The sequence below is a fragment of the Rossellomorea sp. ABR4_012 genome, assembly GCF_056159545.1.
Window position 1 is genome coordinate 966,431 of the sequence record NZ_JBSWVK010000001.1, and the last position, 13,681, is coordinate 980,111.

12 protein-coding genes are annotated in these 13,681 nt (G+C 44.7%); 11 read left to right on the forward strand and 1 reads right to left on the reverse strand.

Going from position 1 to position 13,681, the window contains the following annotated elements:
• Positions 1-8 precede the first annotated feature (8 nt).
• Positions 9-155 carry a hypothetical protein gene (locus ACXAFV_RS04755; protein WP_475124803.1) on the reverse strand — a complete coding sequence of 49 codons (147 nt, stop codon included), beginning with the start codon at positions 153-155 and terminating at the stop codon, positions 9-11.
• Between the two features lie 170 nt (positions 156-325).
• On the opposite strand from ACXAFV_RS04755, the gene ACXAFV_RS04760 reads away from it, so the two are divergent.
• The 11 genes from ACXAFV_RS04760 (at position 326) to ACXAFV_RS04810 (ending at position 13,681) form a co-directional block, all read left to right on the forward strand.
• On the forward strand, positions 326-640 hold the full coding sequence (locus tag ACXAFV_RS04760; RefSeq protein ID WP_175990317.1) for a MerR family transcriptional regulator: 315 nt from the start codon (positions 326-328) through the stop codon (positions 638-640).
• A gap of 366 nt (positions 641-1,006) precedes the next feature.
• Positions 1,007-1,723 (forward strand): GDSL-type esterase/lipase family protein, encoded by a 717-nt coding sequence (locus ACXAFV_RS04765; protein ID WP_475124804.1) that lies wholly within the window; start codon positions 1,007-1,009, stop codon positions 1,721-1,723.
• Between the two features lie 482 nt (positions 1,724-2,205).
• Positions 2,206-2,664, forward strand: coding sequence for an NUDIX domain-containing protein (locus tag ACXAFV_RS04770; protein WP_475124806.1), 459 nt, complete (start codon positions 2,206-2,208; stop codon positions 2,662-2,664).
• A 211-nt stretch (positions 2,665-2,875) separates the two neighbouring features.
• Positions 2,876-3,772 carry an RNase adapter RapZ gene (gene rapZ, locus ACXAFV_RS04775; protein ID WP_475124807.1) on the forward strand — a complete coding sequence of 299 codons (897 nt, stop codon included), beginning with the start codon at positions 2,876-2,878 and terminating at the stop codon, positions 3,770-3,772.
• Positions 3,769-4,728, forward strand: a complete 960-nt coding sequence (locus ACXAFV_RS04780; protein WP_475124809.1) for a gluconeogenesis factor YvcK family protein — start codon at positions 3,769-3,771, stop codon at positions 4,726-4,728. The genes rapZ and ACXAFV_RS04780 overlap by 4 nt, the downstream gene beginning before the upstream one ends.
• A gap of 57 nt (positions 4,729-4,785) precedes the next feature.
• On the forward strand, positions 4,786-5,733 hold the full coding sequence (whiA, locus tag ACXAFV_RS04785) for a DNA-binding protein WhiA (RefSeq protein WP_475124810.1): 948 nt from the start codon (positions 4,786-4,788) through the stop codon (positions 5,731-5,733).
• A gap of 25 nt (positions 5,734-5,758) precedes the next feature.
• The gene (locus ACXAFV_RS04790; RefSeq protein ID WP_475124812.1) at positions 5,759-6,016 is read left to right on the forward strand and encodes an HPr family phosphocarrier protein; all 258 of its coding nucleotides are present in this window, start codon (positions 5,759-5,761) and stop codon (positions 6,014-6,016) included.
• A 382-nt stretch (positions 6,017-6,398) separates the two neighbouring features.
• The gene (locus ACXAFV_RS04795; RefSeq protein WP_475124814.1) at positions 6,399-8,000 is read left to right on the forward strand and encodes a diguanylate cyclase; all 1,602 of its coding nucleotides are present in this window, start codon (positions 6,399-6,401) and stop codon (positions 7,998-8,000) included.
• A 4-nt stretch (positions 8,001-8,004) separates the two neighbouring features.
• Positions 8,005-9,045, forward strand: coding sequence for a HEAT repeat domain-containing protein (locus ACXAFV_RS04800; RefSeq protein ID WP_475124816.1), 1,041 nt, complete (start codon positions 8,005-8,007; stop codon positions 9,043-9,045).
• Positions 9,045-10,457, forward strand: coding sequence for a glycosyltransferase family 2 protein (locus ACXAFV_RS04805; RefSeq protein WP_475126066.1), 1,413 nt, complete (start codon positions 9,045-9,047; stop codon positions 10,455-10,457). Before ACXAFV_RS04800 ends, ACXAFV_RS04805 begins: the two co-directional genes overlap by 1 nt.
• Positions 10,454-13,681, forward strand: coding sequence for a hypothetical protein (locus ACXAFV_RS04810; protein WP_475124818.1), 3,228 nt, complete (start codon positions 10,454-10,456; stop codon positions 13,679-13,681). The genes ACXAFV_RS04805 and ACXAFV_RS04810 overlap by 4 nt, the downstream gene beginning before the upstream one ends.

The following is a 13,681-nucleotide window of genomic DNA, read 5'->3' on the forward strand; positions in this document are numbered from 1 at the left end:
CTTTTTTATTATTTTCTGAGGTGCTTATCGTAAATCGCAATCAATTCGGTCAGCGTCCATTTTTCCACTTCCGGACCTTCCGCAACTCCATTTTGCACTATGAGACGAATAAAATGCTCGCGCTGCTTCTGGACAGCTTCTCTTAAAAATGGCATAGCATTCACTCCTTTAGTTAGCGTAGTTTCATTGTAAAACCTTCCAGGCATACATTCCGCAACTTTGTCAGGTTTCCTATCAAATAAAAGATTGTTTGTCAGACTTTCTTACATAAACCTCAAGTTACCTGCCAATCCATGTATAATGAAGCAAAGAGGAGGAGGGTAGTGTGGGACAGGAATCTTCCTATAAGGATAAAAAAGTGATCTCGATCGGCGTAGTCAGTGAATTAACAGGCCTGACAGAAAGAAAAATCAGGTACTACGAAGAAAAGAACCTTATCTTCCCAGAACGGACCAACCGGGGATACCGGAAATACTCTTTCAACGACGTAGAACGATTAATGGAAATTGCGGACCATAGAGAAGAAGGCGTCACAACCAAAGAAATCAAGTACGAACTGACCAAAAAAGAGAGACAAGAAGCGAAACAGAAAATGATCAGGGGCCAAATAAACGCACGGTTCGGAATCCAGAAGAATTGATGGATTCCAGGAGGAGAGGCAAACTCTATTGGGGGAGTTTGTCTTTTTTGTTGTTGCTTTAAAAGGTGTTAATTGGAAAAATGAGAGATTATGCCGGATTTCTCATAGATTAATTCAGGTTTCTCATAGAATAAACCCTCAAACTCATAGAATAAAGGCTATTTCTCGTTGAATAGTCACCAAAACTCATAGATTGACCCGGCAGACGGGAGGTCGAGAAACGCATATCCTGCCTCAGAAGAGCAAATGTCTGCAGCACAAAGGAACAGTCGAAGTTGGTACCAAAAATATACAGGATTACACCCCCGCCAAAAGGGAATAAACACAGCATGAACGGCAGCACAGACCAGGAAGGTATGATCATCAATGTCAAAATGGAAAATCATCATCCCAATCATGGTATTGGCACTTATACCTGTCATCTACTTCAGTTTCTTTGCAGAAGAGAGCAAGTCTGAATCGAAGAAAAGGGTCATCGCCCTCGGAGATTCGCTGACGTATGGTTATGGGGATGACAAGGATACAGGCTATATCGGCCGCCTTGAAGAAAAGGTGAACGAGAAGAATACGAAAGAAAGTTACCAGTTTCAGAACCTCGGGATTCCAGGCCAAAAATCATCGGGCCTTCAAAAGCAGCTGATGAAACCGAGTGTGGCTGAGGACTTATCCGAAGCAGATGTATTTATCTTGAACATCGGAACCAATGATTTGATCAAAAGTAATGGAGGAGATTTAGTCCCCCTCCAACATGATAAAATCATGGAAGCAAAACAAGAGTATGTGGATAACCTGAACTTCATTCTGGATATGCTTGAAGAAACGAATGAGGACGCAGAGATCCTGGTAATTGGGCTTTATAATCCTTATCCAGACAAAGATAGTGATAAAATCGAAGCGTATGTCGATGAATGGAATCAAACGATCGTAAAAGAAGTGAAGAAGCACGGGAAAGTAAAATATGTATCTTCCAATCCATTATTCAAGGGGAAGGATAAAGAGCAATACTTCCATGATTCCCTCCATCCGAATGGGAAAGGATATGAACTGATGGCAGATCAAATCATGAAAAAGTATGACTTTTAAGAATAACCATTCATGCATATGAATGTTCATTCACGGAGTTTTATACAAATTCCTGCAAAATTCGATTCACTATTAATAAAAATTCGTCAAAATTAACAATTCCGTAATACCGTTTTAAATCTGTTGTAACACTAGTGAAACAATTATCGGGTATTATAGAAAGTAAGAAATTGACCCCCTTTTTAGTAATAAATCCCGTAGACGACACAGGAATCGCCTGTGTCTATTTTTTTTGCCTTTTTTCCTGTTATAGTGACGGAGAAAGGGCTGTACCACTCGAAATTTAGGGAAGCTTGTCAGTTTCTTTGTAAAGGTAAATCGACAATTTTTATTTAAAAGAGCCTCCGATTTATTCTTCCAGGGAATCTTAGATGTTTACATCGAATGCAGAGACATTGTGGCTTGTCTGCAATCATAGTATAATATAAGGAATGAGAAAGGACGGAACGATGTCCTAATGAACTAGACTTGAGGTGAAGGAAGTGCAGCGTGTCACAAATTGCTTATATCTGGATGGAGACAAAGTACTCCTTCTCCAAAAACCCCGCCGGAATTGGTGGGTGGCACCGGGCGGCAAGATGGAGCCGGGTGAATCGATTCGCGATGCGGTCATACGCGAGTACCGCGAAGAGACAGGGATTTATCTGAAGAATCCCGATCTGAAAGGTGTATTCACATTCATCATCAAAGACGATGAAAAAGTCGTTTCCGAATGGATGATGTTTTCCTTCTTTGCAACGGAAGCTGACGGTGTGAACCTGCAGGAATCGGAAGAAGGAAAGATCAAATGGCATAAATTCGAAGACATCAAGGACCTGCCGATGGCTGAAGGGGATTACCATATCCTTGACTATCTATTGCACGGAAAGAAAACCATCTACGGAACATTTACGTATACACCGGATTTCAAGCTGTTGTCATACCGCTTAGATCCGAGCTGATAGAAGATACAATTATGTTAGGACTGTTCTAGCAGGTTGATTGGAGTGCAAGACGAAGACTCCTGCGGGAAGAGTAGCTAATGTGAGACCCCGCAGGAACGCAGTGACGAGGAGGCTCACGGGCTACCCGCGGTAAGCGAAGTCTTGCACGGAAATCAACTGCGGTATTCAGAAGCGAAACACAAATTTTAAAATAAAGCGGGGGAAGAGTATGAGTACAGGTGCTACGAATGACGTACAATTAGTGATCATAACAGGAATGAGCGGAGCCGGTAAAACCGTCGCCATTCAAAGCTTTGAAGATTTAGGGTTTTTCTGCGTAGATAATTTGCCGCCGACTCTTCTGCCTAAATTTCTTGAACTGATGAAAGAGTCCGGTAATAAGATGAATAAGGTCGCGCTGGTCATGGACCTCCGCGGAAGGGAATTCTTCGATCATCTATTCAAGGCGCTGGACGATTTGGCGGAAACTTCTTGGGTGACGCCGCAGATCCTCTACCTGGATGCGGATGATTCTGCCCTTGTCAGACGCTACAAGGAAACGCGCCGTTCGCATCCTCTTGCTCCATCTGGCCTTCCGCTTGAAGGGATCAAGCAGGAACGTGAGCTGCTCGAAGAATTGAAAGGCCGGGCTCAGTTGATTTATACAACTTCAACGATGAAGCCGAGAGAGCTGCGCGAGAAGATCCTTACAGAGTTCTCTGTGAACAAGAAAACGATATTTACGGTGAATGTCATTTCATTCGGATTCAAGCACGGGATCCCGATCGATGCGGATCTTGTATTCGATGTGAGATTCCTGCCGAATCCTCACTATATCGATCATATGCGTCCGAAAACAGGGCTTGATGAAGAGGTTTCAACCTATGTCCTGAAGTGGAATGAAACCCATAAATTCCTCGATAAGGTAACGGATCTGCTTTCGTTCATGCTTCCTCATTATAAGCGTGAAGGGAAGAGTCAGCTGGTGGTGGCCATCGGCTGTACAGGCGGACAGCATCGCTCGGTTGCGTTGGCGGAACATATCGGCCATCACTTTGAAGACGATTATCATACTAAAATCTCTCATCGTGATATCGAAAAGAGAAAGGCTGTTCAGACACCATGACCACACTGCCAAAAGTTGTCGTCATCGGAGGGGGAACAGGGCTTCCTGTCCTCCTGCGCGGACTGAAACGCCACCCGCTGGATCTCTCTGCGATCGTGACAGTTGCGGATGACGGTGGAAGCTCAGGGCGGCTCAGGGATTCACTGGACATTCCGCCGCCGGGGGACATCCGGAATGTGCTGGCCGCACTATCAGAGGTGGAACCCCTTGTGGAGCAGATGTTTCAGCACCGTTTCGAAACAGAGAACGAGCTGTCGGGGCATGCGTTAGGCAACCTGATCATAGCCGCCCTTGCTTCGATTACGGGTGATTTTGTCCACGCCATCCAGGAAATGAGCCGGGTCCTGAACGTGAAAGGAAAGGTCCTGCCTTCTGCCAATCAGAGCGTCATTTTGAATGCCGAGATGGAAGACGGTACGATCGTAACGGGGGAATCGACCATTCCGAAGGCTGGAAAGAAGATCAAGAGAGTCTTTTTAAAGCCTGACAACATCAAGCCCCTCGCAGAAACGCTGAGGGTAATCAAAGATGCGGATCTGATTGTCATGGGACCTGGAAGTCTTTATACAAGCATTATACCGAATCTCCTCGTACCTGGGATCGGTGAAGCGGTCTGCCAGTCGGGGGCCAAGAAGCTTTATATCTGCAATATCATGACTCAAATGGGTGAAACCCTCGGGTACACGGCAAGCGATCATGTAGACGCCATATCGAAACATATGGACCCTTCATGCATCGATGCGATCCTGGTCAATAACAAGCAGGTGCCGGTTGAAGTGCAGGCCCGTTATGATAAAGAACAGGCGAGTCCGGTACATTTTGATATCGATCGTTTGAATTCCATGGGGATCGAGGTTCTTGCCCATGATATTCTTTCATATAATAATGGACTGGTACGTCACAATACGGAAAAAGTAGCGAAGATCATTCATTCCTATATGGAATCCAATAAATGACAGAAAAGAATTTCTGTTGTATAAGCTTGTGCAAGCGTTTGCTAGGAGGTGATGGGGTTGTCGTTTGCGTCAGAGACAAAAAAAGAACTAACCAATATCGAAGTCAAGGATTGCTGTGCCAATGCTGAATTATCAGCTCTCATTAGAATGAACGGCTCGCTTTCCTTCTCGAACCAGATGCTGGTCGTCAATATTCAAACGGAAAACGCCGCGATTGCCAGAAGGATTTATACATTGATAAAAAAGGGATACGACACCCCTGTAGAACTTTTAGTGCGGAAGAAAATGCGCCTGAAGAAAAACAATGTCTACATCGTGCGGATTAAAGAAGATACGAAAAAAATCCTCGAGGACTTGAAAATCCTTGGTGAGGGATTCACGTTTATTCATAATATTTCAGATGATCTGATAAAAAAGAAGTGCTGCAGACGATCCTATTTAAGAGGAGCATTTCTGGCAGGGGGATCCGTGAACAACCCGGAAACATCTTCCTACCATCTCGAGATTTTCTCCCTTTATGCCGAACACAACGAAGCGTTGTCGGAGCTGATGAACACATTTGGTTTAAACAGCAAGACCCTCGAACGAAAAAAAGGGTTCATTACGTATCTGAAAGAGGCAGAGAAAATTACCGAGTTCCTCAATATCGTGGGAGCCCATAATTCTCTCCTTCGATTTGAGGATGTCCGGATTGTAAGGGATATGCGTAACTCTGTGAACCGTCTTGTCAACTGTGAGACGGCCAACTTGAATAAAACCATCGGGGCGGCATTAAGACAGGTAGAGAACATCAAGTTCATCGAAAAGCATGTCGGCCTGGGAGTGCTTCCTGATAAATTACGTGAAATTGCAGAACTGAGAGTGACCTATCAAGACGTCACGTTGAAAGAACTGGGGGAAATGGTTTCAGGCGGTACCATAAGTAAATCGGGAATCAATCACCGCTTACGGAAAATCGATCAAATAGCCGAGAAAATCAGAGCGGGAGAGAAACTAAGCAAATAATCAGAAGCAAAGGGGAGAAATGACAATGGTAGAAAAACAAGTGGAAGTGAAATTGAAAACAGGTCTTCAAGCGCGTCCTGCAGCACTATTCGTCCAGGAGGCAAACCGCTTCTCATCCGAAATCTTTTTAGAAAAAGGCGGAAAAAAAGTTAATGCCAAAAGCATCATGGGTCTCATGAGCCTTGCGATCAGCACAGGTTCCGAGATTACCCTGGCAGCAGACGGCAGTGACGAAGAAGAAGCGATCGCTGCCTTGGAAAAGTTTGTAGGAAAAGAAGGATAAGGTCAACTTCACATTTTAAAAGCCAGCAGCCCAAAGGGGCTGCTGGCTTTTTTCGGCTTGTTGACATATGCATCCTTGCTTTCCGCTCGTATAGTCCATCAACATCCAGATGTATGGATTCCACCCTTTCATTAAACTGTAATTTTTAGTTGGAAATGATCATGGATATGTATGGTATTTTTTGTTACATTTATATTTTCAGGGGATATTTCCATCTGCTGAAAACAGTCAAATTTTGATAAGTTTAATACCAAGCAAGAAACATTCAAAAAAACTATTAAACTTTCAAAGCCAGCAGTATAATAGTACAAATTGGCTCAGATAAAGCTAAGAAAAGAGAATTACCCCGAAAGAATTCCAATAAAAAGGCAGAAGATGATATATGGAAAAATACCAAAAACATTTTTTAAATAACTTTCGAAAGAAATTAGAGGAGTGGGAATCGAAACCGGAAGTCCCGCATAAGGACGTTTATCGGTTTGTCCACTCCCTGGCAGGATCTGCTTCAACCCTTGGTCTGGATCACATCGGAAACCTTGCCAGACAATTGATGGACACGATGGATGAAAAGGATGACCGATTGTTGACGATTCCTGAACTGAGAACCATGCTTTTTGACATCATTGAAGCGTATTATCGATTAGAGGAAGGGACGGTCTCTGATTTTAAAGGCAAGCAGGACAGACAGGGAGAGGAGCCTGTCGTGCTTGTCATCGACGATGATACGTCCTTCCTCATGTACATGAAAGAGGAGCTTGAAAATATCGGGTGGTATGTCGTACCGATCGCTAACCCTAAAAAGGCCGTGATGTCTTATTATGATGTCAGGCCGGATTGCGCCATCATCGATATTCATATGGATGAGGCGAATGGTTTTGAAGTACTTGATTTCTTCAAGCAAAAGCTGAAGCAGCAGTTCATCCCCACTGTCATGGTCAGTGGCGATGACCGGAAAGAAACGAGAATGAAGTGTTACGAATTAGGAGCGGATGATTTCATCCAGAAGCCCTTTGATCTCGACGAGTTCGTTGTCCGTGTAAAGAGGCAGATCGAGCGGAAAAAGCAGATAGAAGAACTCATATTACTTGATGAATTGACTCATGTATACAATCGTAAATACCTGGCTCAAGCATATGACCAGGTCAAGAGCATCTGGAACCGGAGAAAAGAACCTTCTTCCATTGCCGTGATTGATATCGATCATTTCAAAAAGGTGAATGATCAATATGGTCATCTTGCAGGAGACAAAGTATTGGCGGAATTTGCTTCATTTTTAAAGAAGAATACAAGGGGACAGGACGTAGTGGTTCGATATGGAGGCGAGGAGTTTGTCGTCATATGCCTGAGCACCCCTGTTCAAGATGCATATACCTTCCTTGATCGCTGCCGTAAGGAATTCAGCAAGCTCATTTTTAATGATATTGACCCTTTCACTTGCACGTTTTCTGCCGGAATCTCTGAAATTACTGATCCGTCCAAGCCAATGGATGAGTGGATAAGGTTAGCCGATCAAGCCCTTTATGAGGCAAAAGAAAACGGAAGGAACAAGGTGGAAATCGACTCGAAATCAACCGATATACAACATAACAAGACCATTAAGGTTGCCATCGTGGATGACGATCCGATTATCCGGACGGTGATGAGGGATATTGTTTCAAAGCTGCCGGCAGAGCAGAATGTTAAGTATGATATCAAAAGCTTTAAAGATGGTGCGGTTTTTCTGGAATCGGAGTGGCACCGGGAATCTCTTTGTCTGGTGATACTGGATGGTGTGATGCCGAAGATGGATGGACTAGAAGTTCTTGAGAGGCTCCGTAATCAGGAAGAGTCAGACCGTTATAAGGTCCTGATGCTGACGTCGCGCAGCAGCGAAAAAGACATTTCAAGATCTCTTCAGTTGGGAGCGGATGATTACATGACAAAGCCATTTAAACTGCTTGAGCTTGAAGCGCGCTTAGGTCAAATTTTGAAGAGGATGAGGTAAGAACGTGTTTGAAAATGAGATTTTTTATTTCTCTGTGGCGCTTGTCAGCTTACTGCTCATACTATTTTTGTTGTTCAGTTATTTAGTCATAACGAAATTAATTGAAAATGACAGGCGGGCCAAGGTGGAGAAGTATAAGGAAGACTACCAGCTTCCCCTTTTCCAGTATTTTAAAGATGAAGCGGATGAAAAGGCACTCGATTTCCATTCACCGCTCGAAATAAAAGCATTCATTGAATTGACGGCAGGCTTTGCCAAGGTACTTGACGGTGACACGATTCATGAACGTATCAGGAAGTTTGCTGAAACCCGGTTCGAGTCGTATATTCGATCACGATTGACTCATCGGCGCTGGAGCATGCGGATGAATGCCCTTTATTGGATTCAGGAATTCGACATGAACAATATGTTTGAGCATCTTGATAAATTGTATGCTTCAAAGAAATTAACGAAGAGTGAAGAGGTACAGCTCCTGAAGATATATATTCTAAACGACGATGCAAAAATCGCTGGAAAAATGACCACTACTAAACATCCGTTAACAGAATTTGATTATAGTCTGCTGTTTAAATCATTTAACGGTAAACAGCTCGATCGATTCATACGAATGTTTGATGAATTGCCCCAGGAGATAAGGTATGCCCTGGTTGATTCCATCGGGCTCAGGAGCAGGCAGACTGACAGCCAGTTCCTTGAAAAGCTCCTCGACGATCAATCGGTGGAAATCCGTATCCGTGCATTGAAAGCAATCGTTGAAATGGAGTATTTCCTTGCGCCATCCAAATTGACGAAACACCTTCTTTCATCGTCCTGGCAGGAGCGCCTGATGGCCATTAAAGCATGCGAATACATCAGGAGCCCTGAACTCCTCCAGTATCTTGAGGACCTTATGAGCGATTCATCCTTTTATGTTCGTTCTCAAGCGGCCAAAAGCTTATTAAGGCTGGAGACAGGTAAAGAGGTATTAAAACAGATTGCTGCCTCCAAGGAGGATATGTACGCAAGCAATATGGCGGAACAATGGCTGGAAAGAGGGTCGGTATGATGGATATAACAGCACAATGGGGAACATTCCTGATGGCCATCGGATGGGTTGTCCTGGTCTATATGATCCTCGTCATTTCCTTTTATTCTATTTTACTGCTGATCTCTTTCGTTCAGTTGAGGAAGACGTATCAATTGGATGAACGGGAGCCCTATGAGGAGCTGCTTCATTTACACCAGACCAAGCCTGTATCCATCCTGGTGCCCGCTTACAATGAATCGGTCGGGATCATGGCTACTGTCCGGTCTTTGCTCAGTATTGAATACCCGGAATATGAAATCATCATCATCAACGATGGTTCGACGGATGACTCTCTCGAGAAGCTCATCGATTCTTTTCAACTCGTAAAGATAAAGTGGGTCATCCGCCAGCAGTTGAAAACGAAACAGGTAAAGGCTGTGTATCAATCAAAGATTTACAAGAACCTGCTAGTCGTCGATAAGGAAAATGGAGGGAAGGCCGATGCCTTGAATGCCGGCATCAATGTGTCCAACTATCCTTTTTTCTGCTCGATTGATGGTGATTCCGTCCTTGAACGTACAGCTTTCTTAAAAGTGATGAAGCCGATTGTCGAATCGGACGGCGAGGTCATAGCTTCAGGAGGGAGTATCCGCATTGCGAATGGCTGTGAAATAGAAAGCGGTGAAATCGTGAAAGTCGGGTTGTCGCGGTCACCCATCGTTGTGATGCAGGTGATCGAGTATTTGAGGGCATTCCTGATGGGCAGAATCGGCTTGAGCCGACATAACCTCCTCCTCATCGTTTCTGGGGCGTTCGGCGTTTTCTCAAAGCGCTGGGTCGTGGAAGCCGGGGGATATTCGCATACAGTCGGTGAAGATATGGAACTCGTAGTCCGGCTGCACCGCTATGTAAAAGAGCAGGAAGCAAATAAGAAAATCGTTTATGTCCCGGACCCTGTCAGCTGGACGGAAGCACCGGAATCATTAAAGTATTTACGCCGTCAGCGTAGAAGGTGGCACAGGGGACTCTTTGAAAGTCTATGGATTCACCGCAGGCTGATATTCAACCCGAAATACGGGTCCATCGGAATGGTCTCGATCCCCTACTTTCTCATTATTGAATTCTTAGGCCCCGTGGTCGAGTTGATGGGGTATTTGGTGATGATCCTTTCTTTATTCATGGGGGGAGTGTACCTCGAATTCGCCATTCTATTATTCTTGCTGTCTGTCATCTATGGTTCCATCCTTTCAATGGCTTCCGTGCTCCTTGAGGAGTGGACCATCCGGAAGTATCCAAAGGCGGCGGATATCATCCGCTTATTTTTCTATTCCCTGACAGAAACGCTCTGGTATCGTCCATTGACGGTATTGTGGCGCTGTGAAGGGATCCTTGACGTACTGCGGAGAAAGACAGGCTGGGGAGAAATGGCCAGAAAAGGAGTATCAAAATGACAAAGCTCAAATTATACGGATTCCTCTTATTCATTGTAGGAATTGTACTCGTTATTTCGTCTCCATTCTGGCTCTGGCAGTTGAAGGACAATCGGAAGCTTGATGTCCTGATCATTGATAAGACCGTACCTGACACGACGTACCGTGAACATAAGGGATTGGTTTGGCTGCTGAATCAGCAGAAATTCACTAAATCAGACGGCAAGCCATATGAGCTGAATGAAGATTATATCGGATTCGTCCCTGATGCAGAGGAACATACAAATACGAAAGACTTTCCGTCTTCGCTAAAAAGCTACGATGCTGTCTATGTAGCGGATACGTATGGTGTATATAAAGAAGACCTAGACAATGAGAATACTTCCGGGAAGCGCTCTTCGAAAGTGTACGGCGGATTGACCAATGAAGATATGGATGCTTTAAGGGAAATGGCAATGAAAGATGGTAAAACTCTCATTGCTGAATTTAACTCAATGGCGCATCCGACGACGGAAGAAACCCGTCAATCCTTTTATTCCCTATTTAACTTAGAGTGGTCAGGCTGGATCGGGCGGTACTTCCCTGATCTTAGAAGCAGTGAAGTCCCTGCATGGGTTCAAGAAAACTATGAGAATCAATACGGGAAACCCTTTACCTTTACAGGACCTGGATATGTTTTGGTGGATAAAAACGACAGGCTGGTCATCCTTGACAAGAATGCCATTGGAAAAGAAGGCGTTGTCTTTTCCACGACTTCTGAAGGAGAAAAACAGTTTGGTGAAAAAATGAATGTTCCATACTCCTATTGGTTTGATATCGTCGAACCTATCAATGAGGAAGACGTGCTGGCCAACTACACATTATCTCTTTCAAAAAGCGGGAAGGAAACCTTAAAAGCTCTTAATCTTCCGGAAACGTTCCCGGCAGTTGTTCACGGAGATAACCAGGTGTATGAAACCTATTATTTCAGCGGGGATTATGCAGACCATCCGGACGTTCCGAATCTCTACCAGACGACAGGCTTTTCAAAATGGAGAAAATGGACGGAAGCTTCGAGCCCGGACAACTCATCTGCCTTCTACTGGAAAGCGTATGTCCCGATGATGACAAGCATCCTGGACCGGATTCATACAGAAAAAGATCATGAACCTCCGGAAAACATTGAAATCAGATCGGAAAATGATGTAAAGATGGCCGGTAAAGCCGGATCTGACTATATTCAAATCAATAAGAATGGTAATTGGGAAGACCTGCTTATAAAGGGAGTCAATATGGGGATTGCAAAGCCCGGTTCATTCCCGGGTGAAACAGCCATAACCAAAGAGGAATACTTAAGGTGGTTCAAGCAGATAGGCGCCATGAACGCAAATGCTTTGCGTATCTATACGATTCATCCCCCGGCATTTTATGAAGCATTCTACGAATATAATCGAATGGCGGAAGAGCCCCTTTATCTATTCCATGGTGTGTGGGTGAATGAAGAAATCTTTTTAGAGACAAAAGATGCCTTCGCCAGTGAGAATACAGAGGAATTCCGCACCGAAATAAAGCGTACAATCGACCTTATTCACGGAAAAGCAGAGCTTCCTGAAAGAAAAGGCCACGCATCTGGTGCTTATAACTATGATATTTCTCCGTATGTACTCGGCTGGATCTTCGGAGTGGAGTGGGATCCTGAAGTCGTTCTGTCTACAAACGAGAAACATGAGGGCATGGAAGACTTCCAGGGCGATTACTTATCTACGGAAAGTGCAGAGCCGTTCGAGATTTGGCTCGCAGAAGTGATGAATGAAGGGATCGCTTATGAAACGGAGAAGTACAAGTGGCAGCGCCCGGTCAGTTTCACGAACTGGGTGACGACAGACCTGCTCCATCATCCAAGCGAACCATCTGAAAAAGAAGACATGGTATCGGTTGACCCGAATGTAATGAAGGGGACAGGCAATTTGCACACAGGCTTATTTGCCTCTTATCATATCTATCCATACTATCCGGATTTCCTGAACTATGAGCCTGAGTACGTCAACTATGTCGATCACCGCGGCGAGAAGAACAACTATGCCGGTTATCTGAATGATATGAAAAAGGCTCATTCCATGCCGCTGCTGGTGGCGGAATTCGGTGTCCCGGGCTCACGCGGCCTTACCCATCGAAACGTGTATGGGTGGGATCAGGGACACCATTCAGAAAAAGAGCAAGGAGAGATCAACCGCCGCTTATTCGAGGATATTGTGGAAGAAGGAGCAGCGGGCGGACTCGTCTTTGCCTGGCAGGATGAGTGGTTCAAACGAACGTGGAACACGATGGATTATGATAACCCTGACAGACGCCCCTACTGGTCCAATGCCCAGACGAATGAGCAGCAGTTCGGGCTCTTGAGTTTTGACCCCGGTCCAGATGAAACATCGATGATCCATGTGGACGGACGCAATGGAGATTGGCAGTTGAACGGAGTGGAACCTGCCTTTACGGATGACAGCCATTCCATGTATGTCACAAGTGATGAGCGTTACTTGTATGTGAGGGTGGATACCGATGAGGTCACTGAAGGAAAAGACACCTATCTTTTATTTGATACGGTGGGTGCTCAAGGACAGTCTTCACTCCCGGGGGTGTCTGATGTGAAAACATCGGGCGTGGACTTTGCCCTTCACATTCAAGGGGAGGAAGAGGCCCGTCTATTAGTAGATAGTTATTATGATACGTTTCATTATCATTACGGCGAAGTCCTCGACATGATTCCACGCGAGGAGTATGCGAACAAGAAGGATAACGGAAACTATCACCCGATCAGGCTGACGTTGAATAAAGAATTGAACATAGACGGGAAGGTGCTCCCGTTTGAATCCTACGAAACTGGTACATTGACATTTGGGAATGCACATCCGGATGATCCTGAATATGATTCTCTCACAGATATCAGTGTCAGCCCGACAAAAGACAGCTATGAAATCCGGATTCCTTGGCAGCTCTTGAATATCAAGGATCCAAGCCAGAGAGAGGCGATGGGGGATGTCTGGAATAACGGGCTGGATTCAAGCAGGACGATCGACGGCATAAAAATCGGACTGTACGAAACGAATGGAAATCAAACATTTTCTTATCCGGAACGAAAAGCAAACAACATGGATCCGGCTGGATTTTATCATTACTCCTGGGGAACCTGGAATCAGCCTGCATTTCATGAGAGGTTAAAACAGTCATATTACGAAATGAAGAAGGCTTTTGAAAAAGGAGAGGACTAA

Bases quoted from the DNA above. Each gene is read 5' to 3' on its own strand.
- ACXAFV_RS04810 (WP_475124818.1), top strand. From the start codon at position 10,454: ATGACAAAGCTCAAATTATACGGATTCCTCTTATTCATTGTAGGAATT.
- ACXAFV_RS04795 (WP_475124814.1), top strand. From the start codon at position 6,399: ATGGAAAAATACCAAAAACATTTTTTAAATAACTTTCGAAAGAAATTA.
- ACXAFV_RS04755 (WP_475124803.1), bottom strand. From the start codon at position 155: ATGCCATTTTTAAGAGAAGCTGTCCAGAAGCAGCGCGAGCATTTTATT.
- ACXAFV_RS04765 (WP_475124804.1), top strand. From the start codon at position 1,007: ATGTCAAAATGGAAAATCATCATCCCAATCATGGTATTGGCACTTATA.
- ACXAFV_RS04805 (WP_475126066.1), top strand. From the start codon at position 9,045: ATGGATATAACAGCACAATGGGGAACATTCCTGATGGCCATCGGATGG.
- rapZ (WP_475124807.1), top strand. From the start codon at position 2,876: ATGAGTACAGGTGCTACGAATGACGTACAATTAGTGATCATAACAGGA.
- ACXAFV_RS04780 (WP_475124809.1), top strand. From the start codon at position 3,769: ATGACCACACTGCCAAAAGTTGTCGTCATCGGAGGGGGAACAGGGCTT.
- ACXAFV_RS04790 (WP_475124812.1), top strand. From the start codon at position 5,759: ATGGTAGAAAAACAAGTGGAAGTGAAATTGAAAACAGGTCTTCAAGCG.